Annotated in this window: 29 protein-coding genes; 14 read left to right on the top strand and 15 right to left on the bottom strand. The window is 64.3% G+C overall.

Annotated features, from left to right (window positions below):
* Positions 1 to 490: 490 nt before the first annotated feature.
* From IEX88_RS09345 to IEX88_RS09320, 6 genes are all read right to left on the bottom strand, one after another.
* Positions 491 to 661, bottom strand: coding sequence for a hypothetical protein (locus tag IEX88_RS09345; protein WP_188850299.1), 171 nt, complete (start codon positions 659 to 661; stop codon positions 491 to 493).
* 11 nt (positions 662 to 672) lie between these two features.
* Complete coding sequence (locus tag IEX88_RS09340) at positions 673 to 1,095, bottom strand: hypothetical protein (RefSeq protein WP_188850298.1); 423 nt, start codon at positions 1,093 to 1,095, stop codon at positions 673 to 675.
* A gap of 193 nt (positions 1,096 to 1,288) precedes the next feature.
* Complete coding sequence (locus IEX88_RS09335) at positions 1,289 to 1,525, bottom strand: DUF6894 family protein (RefSeq protein ID WP_188850297.1); 237 nt, start codon at positions 1,523 to 1,525, stop codon at positions 1,289 to 1,291.
* 146 nt (positions 1,526 to 1,671) lie between these two features.
* Positions 1,672 to 3,339, bottom strand: coding sequence for an ATP-binding protein (locus IEX88_RS09330; protein ID WP_188850296.1), 1,668 nt, complete (start codon positions 3,337 to 3,339; stop codon positions 1,672 to 1,674).
* Between the two features lies 1 nt (position 3,340).
* Entirely contained in the window at positions 3,341 to 4,840 is a 1,500-nt protein-coding gene (locus IEX88_RS09325; RefSeq protein ID WP_188850295.1) for an ATPase domain-containing protein, read from the bottom strand.
* A gap of 91 nt (positions 4,841 to 4,931) precedes the next feature.
* Positions 4,932 to 5,141: a hypothetical protein gene (locus tag IEX88_RS09320; protein WP_188850294.1), complete on the bottom strand. Its 210-nt coding sequence runs from the start codon at positions 5,139 to 5,141 to the stop codon at positions 4,932 to 4,934.
* A 366-nt stretch (positions 5,142 to 5,507) separates the two neighbouring features.
* Between IEX88_RS09320 and IEX88_RS09315 the strand changes: the two genes are divergently transcribed.
* From IEX88_RS09315 to IEX88_RS09300, 4 genes are all read left to right on the top strand, one after another.
* Positions 5,508 to 6,005 (top strand): DUF2243 domain-containing protein, encoded by a 498-nt coding sequence (locus IEX88_RS09315; protein WP_188850293.1) that lies wholly within the window; start codon positions 5,508 to 5,510, stop codon positions 6,003 to 6,005.
* A 116-nt stretch (positions 6,006 to 6,121) separates the two neighbouring features.
* Positions 6,122 to 6,472, top strand: a complete 351-nt coding sequence (locus IEX88_RS09310) for a DUF427 domain-containing protein (protein ID WP_188850292.1) — start codon at positions 6,122 to 6,124, stop codon at positions 6,470 to 6,472.
* A gap of 102 nt (positions 6,473 to 6,574) precedes the next feature.
* A complete protein-coding gene (locus tag IEX88_RS09305; RefSeq protein ID WP_188850291.1) occupies positions 6,575 to 7,474 on the top strand; it encodes an MBL fold metallo-hydrolase in 900 nt (299 codons plus the stop codon).
* Between the two features lie 9 nt (positions 7,475 to 7,483).
* Entirely contained in the window at positions 7,484 to 8,383 is a 900-nt protein-coding gene (locus tag IEX88_RS09300; protein WP_188850290.1) for an alpha/beta fold hydrolase, read from the top strand.
* A gap of 102 nt (positions 8,384 to 8,485) precedes the next feature.
* Here the strand turns inward: IEX88_RS09300 and IEX88_RS09295 are convergent, their stop codons facing one another.
* The 3 genes from IEX88_RS09295 to IEX88_RS09285 form a co-directional block, all read right to left on the bottom strand.
* Entirely contained in the window at positions 8,486 to 9,421 is a 936-nt protein-coding gene (locus tag IEX88_RS09295) for an alpha/beta fold hydrolase (RefSeq protein WP_188850289.1), read from the bottom strand.
* A 142-nt stretch (positions 9,422 to 9,563) separates the two neighbouring features.
* Complete coding sequence (locus IEX88_RS09290) at positions 9,564 to 11,810, bottom strand: xanthine dehydrogenase family protein molybdopterin-binding subunit (protein ID WP_188850288.1); 2,247 nt, start codon at positions 11,808 to 11,810, stop codon at positions 9,564 to 9,566.
* 10 nt (positions 11,811 to 11,820) lie between these two features.
* On the bottom strand, positions 11,821 to 12,273 hold the full coding sequence (locus IEX88_RS09285; protein WP_188850287.1) for a (2Fe-2S)-binding protein: 453 nt from the start codon (positions 12,271 to 12,273) through the stop codon (positions 11,821 to 11,823).
* A 544-nt stretch (positions 12,274 to 12,817) separates the two neighbouring features.
* Between IEX88_RS09285 and IEX88_RS09280 the strand changes: the two genes are divergently transcribed.
* Together IEX88_RS09280 and IEX88_RS09275 are read left to right on the top strand one after the other, a co-directional pair.
* On the top strand, positions 12,818 to 13,348 hold the full coding sequence (locus tag IEX88_RS09280; RefSeq protein ID WP_188850286.1) for a hypothetical protein: 531 nt from the start codon (positions 12,818 to 12,820) through the stop codon (positions 13,346 to 13,348).
* Positions 13,348 to 13,845 carry a DUF421 domain-containing protein gene (locus IEX88_RS09275; RefSeq protein WP_188850285.1) on the top strand — a complete coding sequence of 166 codons (498 nt, stop codon included), beginning with the start codon at positions 13,348 to 13,350 and terminating at the stop codon, positions 13,843 to 13,845. The genes IEX88_RS09280 and IEX88_RS09275 overlap by 1 nt, the downstream gene beginning before the upstream one ends.
* A gap of 310 nt (positions 13,846 to 14,155) precedes the next feature.
* On the opposite strand, the gene IEX88_RS09270 is transcribed toward IEX88_RS09275, so the two are convergent.
* Both IEX88_RS09270 and IEX88_RS09265 read right to left on the bottom strand, forming a co-directional pair.
* Complete coding sequence (locus tag IEX88_RS09270) at positions 14,156 to 14,704, bottom strand: cyclase dehydrase (RefSeq protein WP_188850284.1); 549 nt, start codon at positions 14,702 to 14,704, stop codon at positions 14,156 to 14,158.
* An 11-nt stretch (positions 14,705 to 14,715) separates the two neighbouring features.
* Positions 14,716 to 15,891: a zinc-dependent alcohol dehydrogenase gene (locus tag IEX88_RS09265; RefSeq protein WP_188850283.1), complete on the bottom strand. Its 1,176-nt coding sequence runs from the start codon at positions 15,889 to 15,891 to the stop codon at positions 14,716 to 14,718.
* A 190-nt stretch (positions 15,892 to 16,081) separates the two neighbouring features.
* Between IEX88_RS09265 and IEX88_RS09260 the strand changes: the two genes are divergently transcribed.
* The 6 genes from IEX88_RS09260 to IEX88_RS09235 all read left to right on the top strand — a co-directional run bounded on the left by IEX88_RS09260 (position 16,082) and on the right by IEX88_RS09235 (position 20,665).
* Positions 16,082 to 16,774 (top strand): DUF4142 domain-containing protein, encoded by a 693-nt coding sequence (locus IEX88_RS09260; protein ID WP_188850282.1) that lies wholly within the window; start codon positions 16,082 to 16,084, stop codon positions 16,772 to 16,774.
* A gap of 204 nt (positions 16,775 to 16,978) precedes the next feature.
* Positions 16,979 to 17,368 carry a SpoIIAA family protein gene (locus IEX88_RS09255; RefSeq protein WP_188850281.1) on the top strand — a complete coding sequence of 130 codons (390 nt, stop codon included), beginning with the start codon at positions 16,979 to 16,981 and terminating at the stop codon, positions 17,366 to 17,368.
* A 281-nt stretch (positions 17,369 to 17,649) separates the two neighbouring features.
* Positions 17,650 to 18,723, top strand: a complete 1,074-nt coding sequence (locus IEX88_RS09250) for a hypothetical protein (RefSeq protein ID WP_188850280.1) — start codon at positions 17,650 to 17,652, stop codon at positions 18,721 to 18,723.
* Between the two features lie 41 nt (positions 18,724 to 18,764).
* A complete protein-coding gene (locus tag IEX88_RS09245; RefSeq protein ID WP_188850279.1) occupies positions 18,765 to 19,343 on the top strand; it encodes a hypothetical protein in 579 nt (192 codons plus the stop codon).
* 12 nt (positions 19,344 to 19,355) lie between these two features.
* Complete coding sequence (locus tag IEX88_RS09240) at positions 19,356 to 19,751, top strand: phage holin family protein (protein ID WP_188850278.1); 396 nt, start codon at positions 19,356 to 19,358, stop codon at positions 19,749 to 19,751.
* Positions 19,748 to 20,665 carry a hypothetical protein gene (locus tag IEX88_RS09235; RefSeq protein WP_188850277.1) on the top strand — a complete coding sequence of 306 codons (918 nt, stop codon included), beginning with the start codon at positions 19,748 to 19,750 and terminating at the stop codon, positions 20,663 to 20,665. The genes IEX88_RS09240 and IEX88_RS09235 overlap by 4 nt, the downstream gene beginning before the upstream one ends.
* 364 nt (positions 20,666 to 21,029) lie before the next feature.
* On the opposite strand, the gene IEX88_RS09230 is transcribed toward IEX88_RS09235, so the two are convergent.
* From IEX88_RS09230 to IEX88_RS09220, 3 genes are read right to left on the bottom strand one after another with little or no spacing between them, the layout of a single operon-like run.
* The gene (locus tag IEX88_RS09230) at positions 21,030 to 21,977 is read right to left on the bottom strand and encodes an NAD(P)/FAD-dependent oxidoreductase (protein ID WP_188850276.1); all 948 of its coding nucleotides are present in this window, start codon (positions 21,975 to 21,977) and stop codon (positions 21,030 to 21,032) included.
* Positions 21,978 to 21,991: 14 nt separating this feature from the next.
* Positions 21,992 to 22,249, bottom strand: coding sequence for a hypothetical protein (locus IEX88_RS09225; RefSeq protein WP_188850275.1), 258 nt, complete (start codon positions 22,247 to 22,249; stop codon positions 21,992 to 21,994).
* Positions 22,250 to 22,262: 13 nt separating this feature from the next.
* Positions 22,263 to 22,478, bottom strand: coding sequence for a hypothetical protein (locus IEX88_RS09220; protein WP_188850274.1), 216 nt, complete (start codon positions 22,476 to 22,478; stop codon positions 22,263 to 22,265).
* Positions 22,479 to 22,615: 137 nt separating this feature from the next.
* Between IEX88_RS09220 and IEX88_RS09215 the strand changes: the two genes are divergently transcribed.
* Complete coding sequence (locus IEX88_RS09215; RefSeq protein ID WP_188850273.1) at positions 22,616 to 23,101, top strand: YciE/YciF ferroxidase family protein; 486 nt, start codon at positions 22,616 to 22,618, stop codon at positions 23,099 to 23,101.
* 109 nt (positions 23,102 to 23,210) lie between these two features.
* On the opposite strand, the gene IEX88_RS09210 is transcribed toward IEX88_RS09215, so the two are convergent.
* Complete coding sequence (locus tag IEX88_RS09210) at positions 23,211 to 23,573, bottom strand: DUF6894 family protein (protein ID WP_188850272.1); 363 nt, start codon at positions 23,571 to 23,573, stop codon at positions 23,211 to 23,213.
* 1,174 nt (positions 23,574 to 24,747) lie between these two features.
* On the opposite strand from IEX88_RS09210, the gene IEX88_RS09205 reads away from it, so the two are divergent.
* Positions 24,748 to 25,614 (top strand): AraC family transcriptional regulator, encoded by an 867-nt coding sequence (locus tag IEX88_RS09205; RefSeq protein ID WP_188850271.1) that lies wholly within the window; start codon positions 24,748 to 24,750, stop codon positions 25,612 to 25,614.
* The last annotated feature ends 29 nt before the right edge of the window (positions 25,615 to 25,643 follow it).

Here is a 25,643-nt window from a genome sequence, read left to right as displayed (position 1 = left end):
CTGGCGCCATCTCGGCAACCTCGTCACCACCATCGGCCCAGACGAATGCAGCAACTATTTCGCAAGCGCCGGCTATGCTTCCAGCAAAACCTGAAACGCTCTAGCCTCAGGGCGCTGAAATGAGCCCATCGTGGCACGCCAGGTGTGCCGCAGTTTGTAGAGGGCAGATGCCTTCCTGCCGAACCAGTCCTGCGCGCAGCCCGGCGCGCAGGAATTCAATTAGAAACACAGCGGGGTCAAGGGATTGACGAGGACCTCGACGGCGTCCCCGACGCCCCATGGCACCGCGCCTGCATCCAAACTTGGCGGCGTTTCTGGACCGCTTCTGTTCGCGACCGGACGTTCTCGGCCCCCTCTTGAAGCACCAGAAGGACCGCGAAGTGGAGCGGCGCGGCGGGAGTCCCTCTGGCACAAGGGAGACCGGGCGCATGCGAGGTGGACCCTCCTGCGCGGACAGGTGCGGATCCAAGGAGAGGCCAGAAAGGGCGACTCACGGCCCGCCGGCAACAGACCCGATAACCACCATCACGAGATCATCCAGATCGACCGGACCGTTGATTGTCACCAGATCGTCTGTCGTCTGTACCGTGAGCGCCCCGTTGCTGATCTCCGCCTGGCGCTTCAACTCGTCGATGATGGCTTCTCGGATGATGTTCGACATGCTCTCCGCATTCACCGCGAGGCTCCTTCAGCTTCATCGTCGGGATACTGCAGGCCACCGGCGGATGTCTCATCGACCTCGTCGTCAGACGTCTCGCTTGATGGGTCGGCCGCAACCTGTCCGGACGACTGATCGTACTGCGTCACCGACTGCTCGACCGAGTTCATACTCTTGTCGACGCGAGCCCCGTGTCTGTCTTCGCCCTCGTTTGTCGGGCCGAGCCCATCGTCGTCGGTATCGTGCGCCCCGAAGCGCGACATATCGACCAGATCGTTGTCCAAACCGCTGAATTCGGCCGAGACGATCTTGTCGTCGCGGGTCTCGTGGCCGGTGCTGTTCGCGTGCTTGTCCGGCAGAGCGTTCGTCTGGATCTGGTGCTGCCGTAGCTTTTCACCGCCGAAGCGGCCCATCCCGTCGTCAGTTTCTTCCGCCATTTCCGCCTCCTCACATCCATCAAAGGTTAAGGTGCAGCGCCTGGCATCAGTTCCGGCTGGCGTAAGCTCATTGATGTCCACTGCGAGATGAGCCCGGCTTGCCAGTCGGCTCGATGCGACAGTTCCGCCGAGCCCCATAACACCGCCGCGTGCGAACGCGTCTTGCGACCCGGCCCAGGGCTTCTGGAAGTCGTCACGCCGCCCGGAAAGTTTCCTTCAGCGCCACCACACCGACGACGTCTCCTGCCTCGTCGACGATTTCGATCTTCTGCCCATCGACGATCTCACCCAACTTGATCTTCTCGGCCAACATTTCCCGCGCCGACCTGACGGCTTCCGCATGTGCAGCCTCGACATCAGGAAACTCCTGTCCCTCGACGTCCGCGAGGAGCAATTCGCCATCCCGGATATGCAAGTAGAATATCGACAACCCGTCACCTCCCGATCGCAGTTTCCTTCGTCACACTGCAGAAAATGCCAAGCAGATGGGCGACGGCAAGGCGCACCGCCGACGATCAAGTTGGTTTCCTATGAATTCCGGCAACAACCAGCACGTGCCAATGCTTTTTCCGTCGCCTACCGCAGCAGTTTGCCGATTTCGGACGCCAGTTGAGCCTGCGTATACGGCTTCCCCAGCCGCGGCAGCGCGATCTCCGACCCCGCCGGCATTTCGGCATAACCCGTCGCCAGCAGGATAGGCAGTTTCGGTCGAAGCTCCTGGACGGCCAAGGCCAGTTGCGCGCCGTTCATCTTCGGCATCGAGAAGTCCGTGATCATGAGATCGAATTCACCGCCGCCGCTCAAAATCTCCAGCGCCTTTGCGCCCGAGTGGGCCTCCACCACCTCGTGACCGAGATCCTCGAGCATATCGACCGTGCTCATCGAGATGAGGGGATCGTCGTCCACCATCAGGATCCTGGCTTTGCCGACAGGCGAGGAAAGCCCGGGCTCCTCTTCGACGGCCGCGACGGCACTCTCACCAAAGGCGACCGGCAGCCAGAGCTCCGCCCTCGTTCCCTTGCCGACGGTGCTCGTCAGCCGCAGCGATCCGCCAAGCTGTTCGGCCAGGCCCTGGATCATGGAGAGGCCGAGGCCCGTCCCTTTTCCGACGCCCTTCGTCGAATAGAATGGCTCTGTCGCGCGCTCGAGGATTTCCGCGGACATGCCGGCCCCGGTATCGGACACCGAGAGGCGCACATAGGTGCCGGAAGGCAATGACATGCCTTCGAGCGTCCTGGGCACGTCGACCTCGATCGTCAGGCTGCCCCCGTTCGGCATCGCGTCCCGGGCATTTACGGCAAGGTTCAACAGCGCCAATTCCAGCTGATTGCCGTCGACCAAGGCGAGTGGCATGCCTTCTGGCAGGATGACGTACTGCTCGATGGTCGATCCGAGCGACCGGTCCAAGAGATCGGCCATTCCCCGGACAAGGTCCGCCAGGTCGGTCGGGACCAGCGTTAGTTCCTGACGACGGGCAAATGCCAGCAGCCGCTGCGTCAGGGCGGCGCCGCGCTGCGCACCTTTCACCGCGCCCTCCATCAGCCGTGCAGCCTTCGGATCCGACGGAATGATCCGCTGAAGCAGTTCGAGATTCCCCAGGACCGCGGCCAGCAGATTGTTGAAGTCGTGGGCGATCCCGCCGGTGAGCTGGCCGATCATTTCCATCTTTTGCGACTGCCGCAGCAGGATCTCCGCCCGCTCCCGCTGCTCGACCTCGGCTACCATCTTTGCGTGCGCCGCCTGAAGCTCTGCCGTCCGTTCGGCGACACGGACCTCCAGATTTTCGTTCGCCTGCCGAAGGCGCTCATCGCTCTCATGCAAAGCGATGATCCGGGCTCTGGCCTCGAACTGGCGCTCTCGACTGCGGGAGGCCGTCTTGGCGAGACTGATGAAGGTCGCAGGGTGAAAAGGCCGCTCCAGGAAGGTCACGTTCTGGAGGATTCCCGCCAGCTTCGCGGCCACCGGATTTCGCTGAGGGCTTGGCGAACGCCTCGTCAGCACGATGAACGGGAAGTCGGACCAGGGCTCCTGCCTCGCAAGCCGAACATGCAACGCCGCTGGATCGACGCCGCGGAGTGCTTCCTCCGTAACGACAGCGAAGCCGCTGTCCTCGCCGATCCGTGCGATCAGATCATCGCCGGTCTCGCAGACGAGCGGGCGCATGCCGCCATCCCCCAGGAGCCGGGCCGCTATGGCAGCGTCCCGACCGCCGGGCGCCAAGACCAACGCGGTCAACGTCGGCATGTCAGAGCATACCTTCCGGAACGGATCTCGAGCCACCTTCGCCGCTGCCAATGAACTGCGGCACACCCTGCAGCACGCCTTGGAACTCCTTGAGCGGTGGTCCCAGGATGAGCCCCGATGCGCCGATCTTGAACTCCCTGATCGTGTCTTCGTGTCGGCCCGTGCGCTTCTTGATGACGGAGACCGCCCGCCTGACTTTCCCAAGAGCCTCGAAATAGCGAAGCAAGATCACCGTGTCCGCAATGTAGGTCAGGTCGACCGGGCTCTTCATGCTACCGACAAGGCCGTGTTGGGCGACGGTCAGGAAGGTCGTGGCGCCCCGGCGATTCAAGAACTGTATCAACTCGTGAATGTGCAGCGTCAGCGCGCTCTCGGCTGGCATGGAGGATTGGTAGCCATTCAGGCTGTCGATGACGACCGTCTTCGCGCCGGAGCTGTCAACACGGTCACGGACGCGGTGGGCGAACTCGCCAGGTGACATCTCGGCGGCATCGACTTGTTCGATATGAAGCAGCCCGGAGTCTCTCATCGATTCGAGATCCATGCCCAGGGACCTCGTCCGGTCGAACAGCAGACCGAGCTCCTCGTCGAAGATGAACATCGCCGCTTTCTCGCCCCTCTCTATCGCGGCCACGGCGAACTGGAAGCAGAACATCGACTTTCCCGTGCCGGCCGGCCCGAGAACCAGCGTGCTGGATCCCTGCTCCAGGCCACCACCGACCAGAGCATCCAGCTCCGCAATCCCGCTCGTCCTCTGCGTGCGGGCGAACGGAACACGGTGCTCCGACGCAACGAGCCGAGGGAAGACAGAGACGCCGCCGTTCTTGATCACCATGTCATGATAGCCGCCCCTGAACGCCTGACCGCGGTATTTCATGATACGCAGCCGCCGGCGCTCCGAGCCGTATTCCGGCGCCAACTCCTCCAGTTTGATCACACCGTGGGCGATGGAGTGAACGGTCTTGTCCGTGGTGTCCGTCGTCAGATCGTCGAGCAGCAGGACAGTGACGTTTTTCGTCGCGAAGAAATGCTTCAGCGCGAGGATCTGCCGGCGATAGCGAAGCGAGCTCTGCGCCAAGAGGCGGATTTCCGAGAGGCTGTCGAGGACGACCCGGGACGGCTGGACGCGATGAAATGCATCGAAGATGGCTTTCGTCGTCTCCCCGAGCTCGAGGTCGGAGGAGTAGAGAAGGCTCTGCTCTGAATCGGGATCGAGCAAGCTCTCGGGCGGGACCAATTCGCTGACCTCGATCGCGCCGCTGAGCTCCCAGCCATGCGATCGCGCGCCGGTCCGAAGCTCCCTCTCCGTCTCCGAGAGCGTGATGTAGAGGCCCTTCTCGCCGAGCTGTGCGCCCGACATCAGAAAGCTGAGAGCGATCGTCGTCTTGCCGGTGCCAGGGCTGCCCTCCATCAGGAAGACATGACCCGGGGCAAGGCCGCCGCCGAGGACGTCATCCAGACCGGCAACACCCGTCTCGGCTTTGGCAGATACAGTGTTCACGTCGAGCTCCGTAGTAGCTGACTGTAATGTGGCGGTACTACTCGCATCGGTAGCTGTCGGGCAAGTCACTGGCAAGGAAGCGGATTAGGAATCAGGACGGCCCCAGGGCACTTTCTCCCTGCGTCGTGAGGGCCTCGAGCACGGCCTCAGGCGCCATGTCGTTCAAGGTTGGCTCGATCTTCTCATCGACCTCGGCGCCGATGCCCAGATGGTCGCGCAGGGCCGCAAGCATTTTCGTCGGCTTGGCGAGCTCGTGTTCACCAAGAAGGCCGCGGTGGTTCGCTTTGCCTTGGCTTTCCAAGCCACGGCCCTGGCGCCGTTCTCGCAATATTTCGCCCTGTGCGGTTTCTTGGGGTCGGGCCAGGCGCAGCTCGCGAACTTCGGTCGTGCTGGGCTCTTTCCAGACTGCGTCAGGCCTCCTCGCAGGGGGCATGTCGTCGATCGACGGAGTGCGACGCCGTTCCGTGCGAAGTGGAGACTTGTCCGTGGATCCGGTCTCGGCTCGGGCGAGCAAACCCCCGATCTACCCAGGTCTCGGCTAAGAGTTAAGCGGGAACAAAGGGTTGGTCTGCGCGCTTGGTAGAGCATGCAGGGCATGCCCTGGAAGGCGGGATCCGGACACAACCTCTTTACCCGGCCGAACGCCGCGGCACCGAAAGGAGCAACGATGACCCGCCTTGAGATGCCCCCCCTTGGAATGAAGCCATTTCCGGTTTCGGCGGGAATATTCCTCGGCATGGGTCTCGGGGGCTTCTTCGATGGGATCGTTCTGCACCAGGTCCTGCAGTGGCACCATATGGCGACCAGCGCCGGCTATCCCGCCGACAGCCTCGAAAACCTCCGGATCAACACTCTACTGGACGGCCTTTTCCATGCCGGAACCTACGTCCTCGTCGCCATTGGCATCGTCATTCTCTGGCGGGCCGGGCGCCGGGGAACCTCGCAGTGGCGGACACGGCACCTTGTCGGTTCTCTTCTCGCAGGCTTCGGAAGCTTCAATCTCGTCGAGGGCTTGGTCAATCATCACCTGCTGGGGATCCATCACGTCAACGAAACGGTGTCGCGCGATACCTGGATCTACTGGGACATCGGCTTTCTGATCTGGGGAGCACTGATGCTGCTGGCCGGCTGGAGCTTGATCAAGTCCGCCGGCAGGCCGGCGTGACCCTTCTTTCCAGTTGATGGCCACGACCTGCGCCAAGGTCACGAGAGCCTTACGGAACCCCGCGCCCGTTTGAGCTTTCATAAACGCCCGAAAAAATGCTTCAAAAGGAGATAACCATGTCGTTGCCGTCAGATCTAACCTTCAAGACCGAGGCACAGTCCGAACCGGTCATCATCAGGCGACATGACGCGGTAATCGCGGCCACGAAAGCCGCGGTTCTCGTTCATGCTGGCGAGGTGCCCGTCTATTACGTGCCCCGCGCGGACGTTTATGAGGAGCATCTGGTTGAGACTGAAGCAGGACCCGCGCCGATCGGAACAGGGCGGGCGCGTTTCTGGTCCGTGACCGCGTCGGGTGGCGGCGTAGAGAAGGCCGTGTGGATGCTGGAAGATCCCACAGGAGATCTGGAGTCTCTCACCGGCCATTTCGGCTTCGACCCCGACCCGTTCAACATCACCGTCGGCTGAGCCTTCGTCGGCAATCAGCTCGCTCCGAGCCGAACGGCCCAGAGTGATATTTGCAGGTTCGCGCAATTCAGTGGGCCGGCGCCATCGTCTTTTGGAGCCAGAATGAGCAAGCAACTCTCCCTTCCCGAAGAAGCCGTCGCCATCGATCCCGTGCTCGATGCAGCCAGGCACGACCACACACACGAGATTGCGAGGGATCTCGCCTATCGCCGTCTCGGCATCGTCAACGTAATGTTCGTCGGGTCGGCCGGTTGCGGCGACCGCAACTGGGTGCTCGTCGACACCGGCCTGCCGGGAACGCGGGGGCTGATCGAGGAAGCCGCTTCCGAACGTTTCGGCCTCGACGCCCGCCCCTCGGCGATCGTCATGACACACGGCCATTTCGACCACATCGGCGCGCTCGAGGAACTGGCACGGAAGTGGGAAGTGCCCGTCTACGCCCATGCGCTGGAGCGCCCGTATCTCGACGGCACCGCCGCCTACCCGCCGGGCGACCCGTCGGTGGGCGGTGGCATGATGGCGGCGATGGCGCGGTTCTATCCGCGGGGGCCGGTGGACGTGTCGGAGCGGCTCCAGACACTGCCGGAGGACGGCGGCGTTCCAGGCCTGCCGGGATGGCGGTGGATCCACTCGCCGGGTCACAGCGTCGGCCACGTGTCCCTCTGGCGCGAGGAGGATGGCGCCCTCATCGCCGGCGACGCCTTCGTCACCACAGAGCAGGAATCGGCCTATGCTGTCGCCGTCCAGGAACCGGTGATGCATGGTCCGCCCATGTACTACACAGTGGAATGGGACAAAGCGCGCCAGTCCGTCCAGCGCCTCGCCGCGCTGCGGCCGAAAATCGTCGTCACCGGACACGGCCGGGCGATGCAGGGCCCGGAGATGCAAAAGGCGCTCGATCGGCTGGCGGCGGAGTTCGACACCATCGCCGTGCCGGCGAAGGGGCAGTACCTGTCCAGCCCGGCGCGCGCGGAGGATGGAACGGCCTACCGCAAGCCATGAGGTAATTCGATGCTCGAAGACGCCAATGGGCTGATCCCGTCCGGCGATGCGCTTTCCGCGCCGGCGGTCGAGCATCGCTTCGTCGATACGGGCCTCGTGAAACTTCACGTCGCCTGCGTCGGCCCACCTGACGGCCAGCCGATCATCCTCCTGCACGGCTTTCCCGACCATTGGATCGGCTGGAAGCACCAGATCCCGGCGTTGGCAGCGGCCGGCTACCGGCTGATCATTCCGGACCAACGCGGCTACAACACGAGCGACAAGCCGGCGGGCGTGCGCGCCTATGCCCTCGGCCGGCTGGTCGAGGACATCTCTCTCCTCGCCAGGGCTATGGAAATCGAGCGTTTTCACCTGATCGGGCACGACTGGGGTGGCATCGTCGCCTGGGCCCTCGCGGCAGAGCGACCCGCGCAGGTCAAGAAGCTCGTCATCCTGAATGCTCCGCATCCCGATGCCCTTTTCGGCTACGCGCTGCGCTCGCCGACGCAGTTCCTGCGCAGCGCCTATGTCGGCTTCTTCCAGTTTCCCTGGCTTCCCGAGGCGCTGCTGGCCGCCAGAGGATCGAAGGTCCTGGAAAGGGCGGTTGTCGGCATGGCGCGACCGGGCGCTTTTTCCGCCGAGGATCTGGCGCTCTACCGCCAGGCATGGCGGCAGCCCCGTGCCTTGACCTCGATGCTGAACTGGTATCGCGCCCTGCGGTACCGCCCGTCCTATCCCGAAATGATCAAGACGCCGACGCTGGTGCTCTGGGGCAGGAAGGATACGGCGCTGGAGCCGGGGCTGGCGGACGCCTCGGCGCGCCGCTGCACGGATGCGCGCGTGGTGTTTCTTCCCGAGGCCACCCACTGGCTTCACCGCGAAATGCCGGGAGTGGTGAACGCAGAGATCCTCGATTTCCTCGGCGGCTGAACCAAATCGCGCCGAGTTTCGGATCCACGCACAGCGATCCCAACAGCTGTTCAGGCGGTAGCGAGATCGGCATCACCTGTGCCCGCCCGCCTCCGCCTACCGTCACGTTCCAGATCGGGTGAAGGCCACAATGGCTGCGGCCGTCTTCGCGAGCTCCGTATGGTGGAAAAGGTGTCCTGCGCCCTCGATGACGACAAGCTGGCTTCCCGGAAGGCGTTCGTGGAGGCGCCGGGACTGCTGCGCGGGATCGACAATACGGTCGCCCTCCCCTGCCATGATCAGAAGCCGTGCCCTCAGCCCGGCATATCGGCCTTGCAATGCCTGCGCCGCCGGAATCATCAGCGCCGACTCCTCCGCAGAAGCCCCGAGAGCCCGCGGCGCCAGCATCAGCGCCCGCGGCACCTCGTGGAAGCGCGGCGGCGTCGCCGCTGGGCCGAAGAGATCTCGCAGCAATTTTGGCCATACCAGCCGGGCGAGCAGAGGCACGATTGTGTGGCGCATCAGATCGCCGATGATCGGCACGGCGGGGATCGAGGCGAGAGCCACGTCAGGGCGAAACGTCGGGAAGAAATAGCCCGAGAGCGCGCTGACGCTGACCACGCTCGCGGGATGCCGCAGGGCCCATTCCATCGCCACCAGCGTCCCCCAGGAGTGGCCGAGCAGGTGCACCTCGTCCACGCCAAGCTGCCGCACCGCCTGCCGGAAGAGATTGGCCTGCGCCGCCGGCGACCAGGCTCGCCCGCGTGGCCTCTGGCTGAACCCGTAGCCCGGACGGTCGAAGAGGATGACGCGGTGATCCCGGGCCAACCGGTCGACAAGACCGCTGGCCAGGAATTCCTGGATCAGGCTGCCGTTTCCATGCAGCAATACGATCGGTTCGCCCGATCCGAACTCGGTATAATGAAGCCGGACGCCGTCGACCGCGAGGAAGCGACCGATCGGCCCGATCTGCCGCCTCGCTTGTGCTGTTCGGAGGATAACCGCTCCTGCGGTCAAGGCGGTGAGACCGACGCCGAGGGCGACGAGGTTCCTGCGCATGTCGGATCCTCACGATCTCCCGGCCCTGAGCGTCTCCACGGCCATCAACTTCTTATCGTCGCGGACCGACCCGCCTCTAGGCTGGCGGCTTCCCTCGGAAGGAAGCCGCCCGCGCTTTCGTCGCCGCCGGCTCTCGCTCGCGTCAGCTGCCCGAAGTCAGGGCAGGCACGAACGGAAGGCTGCGCAGACGCTTGCCGGTCGCCGCGAAGATGGCGTTGCCGAGGACCGGCGCGGCCGAGACCGTCGCCGTCTCGCCCATCCCACCAGGGTCTTCGGTGCTCGGAACGATATGCACCTCGACCGGAATGCTCTCGTTCATCCGCAGCTGTCCGTAGTCGTCGAACGTCGTTTGCTGCACGCGCCCGGCATCGATCGTGATGCCGTTGTAGAGGGCGGCTGATAGGCCGAACAGCAAGCCGCCCTCGACCTGCGCGGTGACGATGCCGGGATTGACGACATGGCCGCAATCCACCGCTGCGACGGCCCGCTTCAGGACGATGGCGCCGTCCGTGCCCACCGAGATGTCCAGAACGACGGCGATGTAGCTGCCGAACGACATATGCAGGGCGATGCCGCGACCCTCGCCGGGAGCGGCCGTGGTGGTTCCCCATCCGGCCTTGTCCGCCGCGAGCTTCAGCACGCCCGCAGCCCGCGGGTTGTTGCCGAGCAGGGACATGCGGTAGGCGACGGGATCCTGTCCCGCCGCCGTGGCGAGCTCGTCCATGAAACTCTCGACCACGAAGATGTTGTGGGTCGGACCGACGCCCCGCCACCAGCTGACCGGTACCGGCGGGTCCTTGCGGACCCAGTCGACGAGAAGATTGGGAAAGGCGTAGGGCGGCTCTGCCGCGCCTTCGACGGCGTCGGAATCGAGGGTGCCGTCGGGAAGACCGGTTGGAAGATAGCTGCCGAGGACCGAGCCGCCGGTGACGTGGTCGATCCAGGCGACAGGCTTGCCGTCTTCGCCAAGGCCAGCGGCAACGCGGTCGTAATAGGCCGGCCGGTAGAGGTCGTGCTGAAAATCCTCCTCGCGCGACCAGATAACCTTGACCGGATAGGATAGGTTCTTCGCGATCTCAACGGCCTGGCCGACATAGTCCGCCTCGAGGCGACGCCCAAAACCACCGCCGATGACCTGGTTGTGGAGGGTCACCTTGTCGATAGGGAGGTTGAGGATCTTCGCCGCCAGCGCCTGCGCCGCGGTCGGAACCTGCGTGCCGCACCAGATCTCGCACTCGCCCTCGCGAACGTGGACGAGGCAGTTGACGGGCTCCATGGTCGCATGGGCGAGGAAGGGTAGCTGGTACACCGCCTCCACCTTCTTCGCGGCCGAGGCAAAGGCGCCCGCGGGATCGCCCTCGGTTCGCGCCAGAACGGGCTTGCCCGTCTCCGAAGCCTTTTTCAGGTCCTGGAAGATGAGATCGGTCGTCAGTCCTGCGTTCTGGCCCTCGCCCCATTTAATGTCGAGCGCGTCGACGCCCTGCCGGGCAGCCCAGTAGTGGTCGCCGGTGACCGCAACCGCCCTTTCCAGCTTGACGACGTCGCGAACGCCGGGAACCGCCCGGGCGGCCGTCTCGTCCACCGCGCCCAGCGTGCCGCCGAAGATCGGACAGGCGACGACGGTCGCGATCTTCATGCCCTCGACCTTCACGTCGATGCCGAAGACAGCCGTCCCGTCGGTCTTCGAGGGCCCCTCGACGCGCGCGGCCGCGGTGCCGACGAGCGTGAACTTCGACGGATCCTTCAGGACGACATCGGTCGGCAGGGGAAGCTTTGCAGCATCCTCGACGAGCTCGGCATAGGTGGCCGAATGGTTTCCGCCGGCATGGGTCACGACGCCGCGCGCCGCGATGCACCCGGCAGCATCGACGTTCCAACGAGCGGCAGCGGCACCGATCAGAAGGGTGCGGGCCATGGCGCCCGCCTGGCGCAGGGGCGTCCAGGTGGCGCGGATGGAGGTGGAGCCGCCGGTGGTCTGGGACTGGAGCAGCGGCTGCTTGTAGAGCTCCTCGTTCGGCGGGGCCGGCAGGACTTCGACCTGGTCGAGCCCGACCTCCAGCTCCTCGGCGATCAGCATCGCTTCGGCGGTGTGGATGCCCTGCCCCATTTCGATGTTGGGGATCAGCAGCGTGATGCGCCCATCCGGGGCGATCCGCACGAAGCCGCCAGGGGCAAACCCCTGGAAGGCGTCACCGGTATCACCGCCCTCCACCTGGCCCTCGATCGCGCGCAGGCTCGGCTGTTCGCCGCCCTGCGCCCAGACCTTGCGTCCGAGCGGCGAGAGGCCGAAGGCAATCGTCAGGCCTCCGCCCAGCATGGCGCGCCGGGTGACGCTAAGGCCGGCGGACTTCGGGGGCTTGCGGAAGGCAGCAGCGAGAGATGCACCCATGGATTTCTCCTCAAGCCTCGGCGGCGGTTTTGATGGCCTGCCGGATGCGCGGATAGGTCCCGCAGCGACAGATATTGCCGGACATGGCGTCGTCGATCGCGGCGTCGTCCGGGCTCGGATTCGCAGCCAGAAGGGCCGTCGCCGACATGATCTGGCCGCTCTGACAGTAGCCGCACTGGACGACCTGATGCTCGAGCCAGGCTTCCTGAATCTTGCGGCCTGCGTCCGTCCCGCCAACTGCCTCGATCGTCGTGACGTCGGAACCGCCGACGGCCGAGACGGGGGTCACACAGGAGCGGACGGCCTCTCCGTCCACATGCACGGTGCAGGCGCCGCACTGGGCGACACCGCAGCCGAACTTCGTCCCGGTCATCCCGAGGATGTCGCGCAGGACCCAGAGAAGCGGCATGTCGTCCGGCGCGTCGACACTTTGGCGCTGCCCGTTGATGGAAAGCTCTATCATCTCACCCTCGCTGCCAACCTGCTGAAACTGATTGGAATCATTCTGATAAACATGGCGCCCGCGTGAGGAAGACAAGGGGCCAGCGGCTCGCACTCGCGAGGCACCTAAGCAGCTAGCTGTGCTGCAGGCGTCCTTTGCCGAGCGCCTTTGACCCCGCAGGGCCGCGAGCAGCAATGGCGCCAATTGTCTCCGCGAGCCAGCGAACCTCCGGATTTGCTGAGTTGCCCCCGGAGGGACGGCACGTATCCAAGAGACATCGGAGCGCAGCGCAGACGAGCAGATCTCACGACAGCGTCGGTCTCGTCTCGACGGCGGACTGCGGCTGGCTGCGACGACAAAGATAGATCCCGCACGCCGAACTTGCCTCGACGCCGAAGCCCGCCCTTCGCCATTCCACCGGTCGCCAACGCCTGCGGCGGCCCCTCCGGTAAAGCAGTCGGCTAATGACATTTCCATAGCCGCCGGGACGAAATGCGCCCAACCCGTTCGAACGATGGTCGTAAGCCCGGCTTGCTGGAACGGGCCAGAGCACGAGGAGTGCGCGGTGAGCAGCGTCACAAGCTTTCCCGATGGTATCGATCCCGGTCATGTCACCAGCCCTCCGGCTGTGCGCCGCCATGCCAGCCCCCTCTCTCTGCTGCTGCTCGGCGGCCTTCTGGCGGTGGCGATGACCGGCCTCCTCGGCGGCGGCGGCGTTTCGGTTCTGAGGGCCGGCAGCCCTGGAGCCTTGCTCGAGGTCGAGGCGCCCACCATCCTGCGCAACGGCGAGTTCTTCGAGATGACCGTTCGCGTGACGGCCCGCCGCGCCATCGATGATCTCGTCCTCTCCATCGAGCCCGGCCTTCTGGAGAGGCTGACCCAGAATTCGATGCTTCCCGCCGCATCGGACGAGACCTTCGACGGCCAGTCGTTCCGGTTTTCCTACGGGCCGAAACAGGCGGGCGAGACGATGCTGGTGAAGCAGGATTTCCAGATCAATCCCGATCTCGTCGGCGGCGTGCGAGGGCGGATCGCCGTCATGGATGGCGAGACCGAGATGGCGGGCATGCCCGTGGCGATCCAGGTTCGTCCCTGATGGATATCGTCTTTCGTGCCTCGGCGATGTTTGCGGCGCTCTATCTGCTTCTTCGCCTCCTGGGCAAGCGCGAACTCAGCCAGATGACGCCGTTCGAGCTGGTGGTTCTGGTGGTGATGGGCGACCTCGTGCAGCAGGGCGTCACCCACAACGACTTCAGCGTGACCGGAGCCGTGCTCGCCATCGTCACCTTCGCCTTCTGGGCCCTCGTCATGTCCTGGTCGAGCTACCTGTCGCCGCGGGCCGAGCGGCTGCTGGAAGGCGAGCCGCGCGTCATCATCCGCAATGGCGAGCTCATCGAAGCCAATCTGCGCCGTGATCGGATCACCCGCGCGGAAGTGGAGTCGGAAATGCGCCTGGCCGGCATTGGCCGGATGCGCGACGTCGCCTGGGCCATTCTCGAGCCGCAGGGACGGATCAGTTTCATCAAGGCCGAAAACGGAGGTCCTGAGGCGACGCCGCAATCGGCGGCAGAGGGCGGCGGACCGGCAGAGTAGTCCCCGGCGCCGACGACTGCACCCGAGGCTTAGCGGTTCTTGACGCTGTCGCCGAGATTCCTCAGCCACGAGTCTGCCCGGCCGTCCGACGGCGCGCGCCAGTCGCAGCGTGGAGCAAGGACTTCCACCAGCGGATGCCTTCGAACCGTTCGGCATCAACGTCCGCAAAGCGCAAATCGAAGTCTATCGCAAGCGCTTCGGGGGAAGGTCGAAACGCCAACGGCAGAGGGGCTCATCCGGGCTTGGACCAGATGAGCCCCTCCCTGGCCGCGGCGGCTCTACGAGGTCAATTCCGTCAGACGGCAGGGGATCAGATCCATGGACGCATCGCCGCGGGTCCTCGGAACTCTTCGGACGCGCGGAAGTCGCTGGCCGCCCCCCGCATCTCCTCCGGCGATCGCGGCATTCCGCGCCGCTGGCGATAGGAGGCCAACCTCCGGCGCGCGCCTGACCCGGACTTCTGCTTCTGCTCCGAAAGGGCTTGGGCGGTCAGAAGATCCACCGCGGTGATGCCGCCGACCATGGCCAGTGCGCCGACGACGTTGGCCTGCTTCGGATTGTTCTCAGACACGCCCTTGAGGAGGCTAAGGATATCAAGGCCGTCGCCCGCGACCCGCCCCAAAATCCAGGGCTCCTGGTCCTTCGCCGTCAAGATACCGATGCCCGTGACGATCTCGCGGACGCCATAGGCCATCAAGACCGGCTCGCTGCCCTTCATGCCGAGGAACCGGGCGATCGCCCGCGGCGCCAGAACCTCCGCCAGTCCGAGGCCAATGCTGAACCAGCCAAGGCCGTTAGCGACTTTTCGCGTCCGTTCGGGCGCCAGTCCCTCGCGGTCCATGATTTCCTGCACGGTCATGGCTGTGTTCCTCATGGCTTCAAAACCACTTTGATGCACCCGTCCTCCTTGTCGCGGAAGGTCTTGTAGAGTCCGGGACCTTCCTCGAGCGAGGCCGTGTGGGTGATGACGAAGGACGGGTCGATCTGGCCCTCCTCGATCCGCCTGAGCAGATCGTCGGTCCAGCGCTTCACATGCGTCTGACCGGTGCGGATGGTGAGGCCCTTGTTCATGATCATGCCGATCGGAAACTTGTCGATCAGGCCGCCATAGACACCCGGCACCGACAGCGTCCCCGCCGCCTGGCAGAGATAGGCCATCTCGCGAAGCACATGCGGGCGATCACTTTCCAGCATCACGGCCTGCTTCGCCCGGTCGTAGAGCGCGTCGATGGTGCCGGTGGCGTGGGCCTCCATGCCGACGCTGTCGATACACTTCTCCGGACCGCGGCCGGCGGTTAGTTCGTCGAGCCGCTCGATCACGCTCTCCTTCTCGAAGTTGATCGGAATGGCGCCGCCGGCCTCCGCCATGGCCAGGCGTTCGGGAACCCTGTCGATGCAGATGACCTGCCGGGCGCCGAGCAGCACGGCGCTTCGGATTGCCATCTGGCCTACTGGACCCGCGCCCCAGATCGCCACCGTATCGGTTGGCTGGATGTCGCACTGCACGGCAGCCTGCCAGCCGGTCGGAAAAATGTCGCCGAGGAAGAGCACCTGCTCGTCCGTCAGCGAACCCTTCGGGATCTTGATCTGGGTCTTGTCGGCGAAGGGGACCCGGACGTATTCCGCCTGCCCGCCCGGATATCCGCCCGTCAGATGCGTGTAGCCGAAGAGGCCTGCGGTGGTGCGGCCGAAAGCCTTGGATGCCAGGTCGGCATTGCGGTTGGAGCGCTCGCAGACGGAGAAATTGCCGCGCAGGCACTGGATGCACTCGCCGCAGTTGATGGTGAAGGGCACGACGATGCGGTCGCCGACCTTCAGGTCGGCCCGCGCACCGGCACCGACTTCCATGACCTCGCCCATGAACTCGTGGCCCATGATGTCGCCGCTCTTCATGCCGGGCATGAAACCGTCGAGGAGATGCAGGTCCGAGCCGCAGATCGCGCAGGCCGTTACCTTGACGATGGCGTCCCGGCTGTCTTCGATCTTGGGATCGGGGACCTGTTCACAGCGAATGTCATTGGGCTTGTGCCATACCAGTGCTTTCATCGGGTCGCCTCGCATCTGAAAGGATACACACAGCAGGGCCTGAAAGGTCGCTGCGTCCTTCTTCCAAATGACGCTGCAGCATCCCCGTTCCGGCGCCTTTACTTGGCCGCCAAAGCATTGACCCAGGCATTTCTGGCGCGCAGATCAGCCGCCGCTCCGATCGCAGGGTGCTTAGCCAGCACCCATACAAGTGTGGGAACTGCTTGAATCTCCATCAGTTATTCCGCCACAGCCGCAAACGCGGTTCAACCGGGAGAATACGATGAGAAGTTTCCTTATTGCTGCAAGTCTTTCGCTGATGGCCAGTTCTGCCATGGCCCAGACCGCGCCTCAGGAGTTTGTCGACAAGGCTGCGTCAAGCGGCATGTACGAGATCCAGTCGAGCGAGATCGTTCTGACCGACGCCAATGCCGATGCAAACGTTCAGGCCTTCGCGCAGAAGATGATTGAAGACCACACCAAAGCGGCCGGCGACCTGAAGGCGGCGGCGACCAAGTCCGGGCTGAGCGTTCCGGCGGCACCCGATGCCAAGCATGCTGCGATGGTCAGCGATCTCAGCACAGCCAGCGACAAGGTGTCGGTCTACAAGAAGCAGCAGCTCGATGCTCATGAGGAGGCGGTCGCGCTTCATCAGAGCTATGGCTCGGCGGGAACCGATCCCAATCTGAAAGCCTATGCGGACGCGACCACGCCGGTGCTGAAGATGCATCTCGAACACATCAAGATGCTGAACGAGAAGAGCGCGAGCGCCGTGACGGGTGCGGGGACTTCGGTCTCGTCCGGCCAGAGCGGCATGAACGACAACGCCGCCGGCGTCGACTCCAGCGCCTCGGGCGGCCAGGGCACGGGATCTGGAACGTCCACCGCGGCCCCCGCGAACTGAGCCAGACACATCACAGCAAAGGCCGTCCGTAAGGACGGCCTTCGTGTTCCGGAGCCTTGGCGGCGCAATCAAGGCCCAAGGACCCCGAGGGTCGGCTCTGGCGTCGGACACGGCGAGCTTCAGCACCGGACGGTCGTCGGCGCTCACGGCGGCAAAGGAAATCCATAGCGCAGAGCCCCCTTATCCAACGCTCTTGGAGGACACATGAACGCTGCACCTCATGGGACGATCACGCGAGTGCCGAGTCCTCGTGCCGATCTCTTGGCATTCGACATCTTCGGGAAGATCTCGGCCGAAGATCTCGACTGGATGGCAACGGAGGTCGATCGCGCCTTCGAGCACTTTGACGAGATCGACATGCTTCTCGTGATGCGTCGGTTCGATGGTGCCGAAGTCGGCGCCGCGATGGACGCAAAGGTCCTCAAGGTCCAGTTCCGTTCCCTGGCAAAGGTCCGCAAGTATGCCGTGGTAGGCGCGCCAACCTGGGTGAACGCCATGATCAACGCGTTCGATGTCGTGGTTCCCGTCGACGCCCGGACATTCGATCTGGCAGACGAGGCCGCCGCACGCAGATGGATCGACGAAGCCGGCTGAGGCAGGCCAACAAAATGCGCCTCGAAGACGCGTCCTATGTCCGGCAACTCTGACGAACGACAGTTCGTCACAATCGTCGCAACGTCGCTGCTTGCCTACTGCAATAATACAGTGAGCGTTTGGCTCTCCCTGAACCCGGGCCGGCCGGCGCTGATCGAAAGTCAAACATCGACGGATCGCTAGCAACGAACAGATTTCAGTCGGAACAAATCCATTTCTCATCCTCTTCGGCATTGTGAAAGTCGCGTCTTATAAACGCTGGCCGTTTTTTGGAGAAGAAGATGAGTTCAACCGACAGGACCGAAAGCGCCGACCCCAGCTTGGACGCATTGGAGGCTCGCTCAGAGCACCTGCGGTCCGGGCTGGCCGATACCGTCGGGGAGCTTCGAAGCCGTCTCTCCCCCGAGACCATCAAGGCGGATGTGAAGGACAGCATCGTCCAGTCGGGTCAGGACATGCTCGCCAAGCTCGAGCGTTCCGCACGGGAAAACCCGTTGCAGACAGCGGCGATCGGCGCGGGCCTGGCCTATCCGGTGATCGGCATCCTTCGCAGCATCCCCGCCCCTATCCTTTTGATGGGCGCCGGCGTGGCGCTGTCCGGCCGCAACAACATCTTTTCGGGATTGCTCTCGAGCGACAAGGTGGCGGGCGCGGTTACCGCCGGAAGCGACAAGGCGTCGGGTCTTGCCGGAAAGGCATCCGATACCGCGTCTGCCGCTGCGGCCTCGGTCACGTCCCGCGCCCAGTCCGTTACCGACGACGTCACCGATGCGGTCTCCGCCGCCTCGGCCTCGGTGACCGGCACCGTGAGCGACGCGACCCAGGGCATTTCGGATGCCGCCGGAGCGGCTGCGCAACAAGCTCGCATGGCCTACCACGACGCCACCCATGCGGTCGGCGACGCCACCGAGCGGGCTGCCGCCCTGGGTCGCCAGGGACGGGACACGCTGGTCGATACGGTCCAGCGCAACCCCCTCCTGGTCGGCGCCCTGACCGCGCTCGCCGGTGCGGCACTCGCGACCCTGATCCCCCACAGCCGCACCGAGTCCCGCCTCTTGGGAGACTCCAGCGCACGCGTGCGTGAACGTGCCAAGTCGGCCGCGCAGGAAGGTCTCCATGCGGCGATGGACGCAGGCGAGCGCGTCGTGGCCTCCACGGTCGAGGCTGCCCGCGACGAGGGCCTCGAACCCGAAGCCGGCAAGGAGGCCATCCGCGATCTTGGAGAGCGGGCCACTGCCGTCGTCGAGGCCGGCATGAAAGCCATCGTGCCCGATGACGGGCCGAGCGACGAAAGTGAAGGGCCGACCGGCGAAGGCCGGCGAAATCCCGTTCCTCACCGTCCGCTGGGCAACTGACCGGCTCGACCGCTTGCCGACAAATTCAAACAGACCGATCGATGGAGACCACGATGAGCAATACGACCTTTAACCAGAACCAGACCGCCCAGCCGGGTGTCGCCGACCGGGCGAAGTCGGCCGCCGATACCGTCGGTGCCGAAGCAGGGTCGCTCGCGACCGAGGCGAAGTCTGCCGTGAACGATTTGGGCGACCGGGCCAAGCAGGGCGTTCTGGACGCCGCCGAGCATGTTCGCGGGCTCGCCGAGGAGCAGAAGGCTGCGGGAGCGGAACGATTCAAGGGCTATGCGGGGTCCATCAACCGTGCGGCCGACAGCCTCGACGAGGAACTGCCTGTCGTGGCGAACTTCGCCCGCAGGGCTGCGGGCGAGATTGAGCATCTCGCCGACAGCGTCAAGGATCGCGACCTGGGTGACCTCGTCGGCGTCGTTCACGACTATGCCCGCCGCCAGCCCGTCATTTTCCTCGGCGCCACGGCATTGGCCGGATTCGTCGTCGCGCGTTTCCTGTCGACCTCGGCTCAGAAGCGGACCCGCGAAGCGAGCAGCAGTGATTGGAAGAGCGACAGCGAACATGCCGGCGTGCCCCGTCCGCTTCCCGTCCGCACGACGCAGGGCTGAGGGGGAAGTCACATGACCACCCCTCCCGACGACAGAAGTTTTTCGGAACTGATTTCGAACGGCCTCGAGCAGGTCACGGCCCTCTTTCGCAGCGAGATTCAGCTGGCGAAGGCGGAGATGGCCAAGAAGGCGAGCAAGGCTGGGCTGGCCATCGGTCTAATGGTCTGCGGCCTCGCCTTTGCCATCGCCACGCTGGTGATGCTGCTGACCACCATCGCCACCTTCCTCATCCAGGCGGGGCTCGGCGGGGGTGTCGCCTTCCTGCTGGCGACAGTCGTCGGCGGTGCGATTGCGGCTATCCTGGCGTGGACGGGCATCCAGAAGTTGAAGTCCGAGACGATGGTGCCCGAACGCACGGTGCATCAGGTCCAGATGGACGCCCAAGCGGCGAAAGGAAATCAGTCATGAGCCAGACAACCGTACGCCAGTACTCTTCGCATACCGTCGAGGTCGGAGCAGACACAGCCCCGGCCCGCCCGGAAGTGAAACAGGATTTCGGCACAAGCCTCACCAATGCCGTACGTGACAATCCGGCTTCCGCCGCCCTGATCGGCATGGGCGCCGCCTGGCTGTTTTTCGGCGGCAGCAAGATCTCCCTGTTCGGCCATAAGAAGCACGGCGATCGCGTGCATCACGACCGCCAGATTCGGGAAAGGGACGATTACGAGATGCGGTTCGAGGCGCCGCGCTCCGCGGGACGAGGAGTTGATCGCTTCGGGGCCGTCCCAGGTCGGTTCGAAAACGCCGTGGACGACACGACCGGCGCAGTCGGCTCGGGCGCTAGGCAGGCCGCATCCGGCATTGCCGGGGGAGCGTCCGCCGTGGCCGATGCCGCATCGCAGGGTTACGGCGCGGCGGTTTCCTATTCCGACGACGCCGCGTCCTACGTCGGATCCAGGGCCAGCGACGCCAGTCGCGCCGGATCGCGGGCTATTCGGAGCCAAGCCGGCAACGTACAGCAGACGGTGGGCGAGTTTTTCGAGGATCAGCCGCTCGCGCTGGGCGTGCTTGGACTCGTCCTCGGCGCTGGCGTCGCGTCGCTCCTCCCCATGACGGACGTCGAGCGCGAGTATTTGGGCGAGACGAGCGACGAGTTGAAGGCGCAGGCGCGATCGGTAGTCGGCGAAAAGCTCGGCGAAGCAAAAGATCTGGCGTCGACGGCGCTGGACGAGGTCGCCCGCGAAGCCGAGGCGCAGGGACTGACGAAAGCCGATGCCACCCGCGCCGCGGCCGACTTCAAGGATCGGGTCGGCAATGTCGCCGGCGCCGCCAAGGATAGCCTCGCCGGGACACCCACCGACGAGGTCCCCTTCAGAGGGTAGGATGCCCGGGTCGAGTACCCAGAGGTAAAAAAACTAGGAATGGGAGGGCTTGCCCCTCCCATTTTCGTTCGAGGACTCGAGCGTGGGAGCCTTTCAATGCTGCTGGACTGACAAGGCGGATTCACGGCGTATCGATGGCAGAGGACTTGACCAGCGGCACCGGGATGTTCGTCGCTTCCCGCTAACGTTCCATGGGCAGCGTGTCAGTGAGCGCCTGCACAGCGTGCTTCAATGCCACATAGCGCGCATCGGGCAACCACGGCTGGAAGCGCGTAGCTCTCGGAGAAACACGAGTCTCCCGACTCGTGTCAGACATAACCTGTCACGCCACTGGTTCTTCCATGATGGGGACGGGAACGACCGCTCAGCCCCCAGGATCCACAACAGCCGCCTTTTGGTCGAGCTCGCGGAGTCGGTTGTGGATGTCGGTGGCGGCGACCGCCGCCTGGCCCCAGGCGACGGCGACCTGATTGAGGGTGCTGACGACATCGCCCGCGGCCCACATGCCGGGCACGGAGGTGCGCTGATGGTCATCGACGATGATCGCGTTGCAGCTCTTCTCGTGATCGGCTCCGAGCGACAGGGCGATGTCGGAGCGGGCGTCGGCGCCGAGCGCCGAATAGAGCGTGTCGAAATGGTGTTCTGTTCCGCTTCCCGTTGTCAGCGCGGCGATGCGGTCGCCCTCGATCGAGACGGTGGTGATCGGCTCCTCGACGAGGAGGATATCGTGATATGCGATCCGCTGCCGGTCCTCGTCGCTCAACGCATCGACGCCAGAGAGAAGCAGCAGGGTTACCCGCCGGCTGTAGGTGCGCATGAAGACGGCCTCGCCGATTGCCCCTGCTCCCTGCCCCAGCACGGCAATATTCTGGCCGGTAACCTCGAAGGCGTCGCAGACCGGGCAGTGACGGACGAGGCCGCGCATGATGGCGTTTTCCACGTCGGGCAGAGCCGGTTCGCGATCGCGGACCCCGGTCGCGACGAGGACAGTGCGCGCTTCGATGCGAAGGTCGTCACCCGAACCGTCTGCGACGGTCGCGAGGAAGCCTCCGCCGATCAGGGGCACCATGGAACGAACCGTTCCCCTGCGAGGCGTCACGCCATAGACGGCCGCCTGTTCTCGGTGGCGATCGAGCAAATCACGACCGCCCAGCCCCTCCGCCATTCCCGGAATGTTGTGGCTGAGCGGGATGCGCCCGGCGCGGCTCTCGCCGGCGTCGAGGACGATGACGGAGCGGTGGAACCGGGCGAGATAGACGGCAGCGGTCAACCCCGCGGGGCCAGCACCAACGATCAGACAGTCGCTCTGCATCTCTGGCCGGCGCGTCAGGGTTTTTGGGAGGGATGGAGAGACTTCTCGCCGCGGGCATACACCTGCCGGGCAGTCTCGTGCTTGTCATGCAGAGTTGCGTAGCGGACTTGGTCGGCACCTGCGAGTCCGCCGCTATCGTTCGCCCGGGAAAGGATCAAGTACTCGACACTCTCGTCTTCCGTGAGGCCGACATAGCGTTCGATGCCGTCCTCATCTACCTTGATGGCGCGGTTGGCCGTCAGGAACTCGCGCTCGTCATTCTGGAAATCCATGCCGCCCCCCCCTTCAGATCGGCACGAAGGCGACGATAAGGCCGCCGATCAGCAAAAAGGCACCGATAAACACGAAAAACTTGAGGCGTCCCCAAATGATGGAGCCGCCGAAGATATTACGCCAGACGGTAAGGCCCCCGGGTGCTGTATCGATGTCGTGCTCGGGTTTCATCGGATCGCCCTCCTTTTCAGCCTCCAAGTCTTGGGCAGGCGCATCGTTCCAGGACAATTGCTTTGCCGTACATGTCCTTATGACTGCCCGGCCACTTGTTGTTTTGCCGGGCACTTCAACGGAACGGATTTGCTGGCCCCCGACTTCTGGCAGTTTGACGACCGCAGATCGCGGCCATTACCAGGAGCATCACCATGGCCAAGGAAAAGACGCTCGAAGACGCCTTCTACGAAACCCTCAAGGACGTCTACTACGCCGAAAAAGCGTCCGTGAAGGCGCTCAAGAAATCGGCCAAAGCAGCAAAGGCGCCGGAGCTCAGGGATGCGTTCGGCCTGCATGCCGAGGAGTCGGCGAACCAGGTGGAACGGCTGACGCAGGTGTTCGAGATCATCGGCAAGCCAGCCCGGGGCAAGACCTGCGAAGCCATGGTCGGCCTGACCTCTGAAATGGAAGAAGACCTCGAGGACTTCGGTGATACCGCGGCTGCCGACGACGCCCTCATCGGCTGCGCACAGGCCATCGAGCACTACGAGATCGCTCGTTACGGCCTGTTGAAGTCGTGGGCTACCAAGCTCGGCTATGACGAGGCCGTCACGCTACTCGACGAGACCCTTCAGGAGGAGAAGCGGACGGACGAGATCCTGACGCGGATCGGCGAGGTCATGCCCACCTCGAAGTAGAAGGCACCAGCTTTTCGAGGGTGCTTCCTGTACCGGCTGTCGTGACCATGGAGCTTGCTTCGTTCGATGCGAAGGGAATGGAGCGCGGCGCGCCGCGTTTTTGCTCATTTCAGCGAGGTTCCTTTTTCGGAGGCGAGACGGGACCATTGGTGCGGTAATTGCAGTAGACGCCGCCTCCACCATCCTGACGATCCATCTTGCCGGTGGTGAAGGTCCGCATCGGATTTCCCTGTGCGATCCTCGGAAGCCCTTCGGCCACGGACAAACGCCTCAGGACCGCGCCTGACGGGTCGCAGATTTCGAACACCCCGTCGTAAACGTAATCCATCCCCTGCTGGCGTCGCAGCTTGATCAACTTCGCTGCCTGCCGCAGCGCCTCTTCCACCGCGTCGTCCATCGTGTAGAACTCGGCCCTGTCGACATCGGGCTGGTCGTTCATCATATCGCGAAATCGAATGTAGAAGATCGCCATCCCGTCACTCACCCCTTCTCTCGGATGCGGGCCGCGGCAGTCCTTGGCAGCCCAGCCGCGCTGCCTTCGTCTGGCCTCGGAGCTGCGCCCACGCCTGGCAGGTCGTTCGCGTCCGCCGATACGGTAACGGGGGGTGAGCAGCGAGCGGCAAGCGAGGCGGCAAGCGTGACTTCAGCAACCTGTTCGTCGAACAGCTGCTTCAATCTCTCAGCGTGATCCCTGCTCGAAACCGATGTGAGCGCCTTCGATGCTGCTTCCAGTTCCAACCAGAAACTCTCGTCGCCATTATCCTCCGACATCGCGGTCCCCGGTGGCGTAGCTCCCTCAGCCACATGAGACGAGCGCCGGGAGCCTCGCTGACCTGCGTCCTGATCCCAGTCTCGGACGGTCTGACATCCAACGCATGAGCAAGCGCCGAAACCGGCATCTCTTCGTCGGCCAACAGGCCCATCAGCCGTTGGTCCTGTCCGTTGTGAAAACCCGCCTCCGCCAACGTCAGTCCGAACAGCGCCCGTATCGGCTTCGCCAGCGTGGGCATTGTCGTCGCCATCTCCGCGAACTCCGCTTCACCGGCAACATCTGCGGGAAGACCAACAGAGCGTCTGTCGTTTGGACATGGCTGCCGTCATTCACGTAGTTGAGCATCTCGACCCCGCTAAGCTTATGATTTCACAATCACACTCTCCAGTTGCGCTGATTGCAAGAGACGATACCGTACAGTCGGGAGACTTTCTGCTTCCCAGTGGATCGGCACCTGCGGAGCCGCGAGCATCGGCGAGTTCCGCAAAGGTTCAGCGGAAGAAGGCGTCGTTCCCGCCACGGTGACAACATCGCCCTTCTGCTCGGTGAGGGATCTGACGACGTGGGTGCCGGAGCTTCGATCGTATCCGCCTCGACCAGAAGGCAGTCGACTTGCGGCAAACGCGGCAGCATCTTTATCGCGTGGTCGACGGTCTCCGCATGAAAGACGACGGCGCCGGCAGCAATCGCGCCACGAGCTCACAGGCGTTGGCGCCGCCTGCGTCGGACTGGGGCCGAAAGATGAATGGTCCAGACGGCGCCTCCGGTTTCGCCCAGTCCTCAAATCAGACGCTGATGGTAGAACGAACCGGGCCTGACTCGCGAGCCGACTGCCTGGCTTGGAAAGCCCCCCTTTCCCGCCTACTATATGTCGATGTCCAACGCCCTGAGGGTCGCAAAGGGAGCGTTCGGCCGTGTCGCCCTTCTCGACATGGATCGGCCGCTCGTGCGCCACGCCCATCCCCATTGTCACGTCCTCCTGAAGGTGGAGGGAGCGGATACGCAGTTTTCGGTGCGGGACCGGATCGTCCCGCTGCGCGACGACAGCGCCGTCCTGATCAATGCCTGGGAGCCGCACGCTTACGCACACCACCCCGGTCAGCCGGCGACCATCATCCTGGCGCTCTACATCGAGCCGAAATGGCTCCAGGCGTTCCGTCCCAACTGGCGGGGCAGCGGGGCGCCCGACTTCTTCACCGATAGCGTCGGCGGCACCACCCACCATATCGTCAGGCTGACACACGAACTCGCGGAAGCGATGGTGCAGGAGCCGGGCAATGCCGCCGCGCACGAACTCCTGCTGGCCGAGCTGATGATCGCGGTCATCGAGCGGTTCACGCCGTGGCAGGACATCGTGCCGTCGCTTCGCCTTCGCGCCGCCGCCTCCGGGGTCGATCCACGCATCCGGCGGGCCGTGGACCTGATCCGTTCGGCGCCGGGCGAGGTGACCGACATGGACAGCCTCGCGCGGGACGCGGGGCTGTCGCGCGCCCACTTCTTTCGTCTGTTCGAGACGACGCTCAACGTCAGTCCGCGCGTGTATCTCAACGTCGTGCGCCTGGAACAGGCCGTCCATTCCGTCGTCGACGGCAAGGAGCCCTTTCTCCGGATCGCCGACAGGCTTGGCTTTTCGACCCCCGCCCATTTCTCCCGGTTCTTTCACGACCACGCCGGATCGTCGCCCACCGCCTTCCGTGCGGTCTCCGGACTCACAAGCCGCGATTTTGAGACTCCTCGGTAAGTCGCCGGACCGCACGGTGTCGCTACGGG

Source organism: Aureimonas glaciei (assembly GCF_014643375.1).
Taxonomy (GTDB): domain Bacteria; phylum Pseudomonadota; class Alphaproteobacteria; order Rhizobiales; family Rhizobiaceae; genus Plantimonas; species Plantimonas glaciei.
This window is presented reverse-complemented; position numbering and strand designations above follow the sequence as displayed.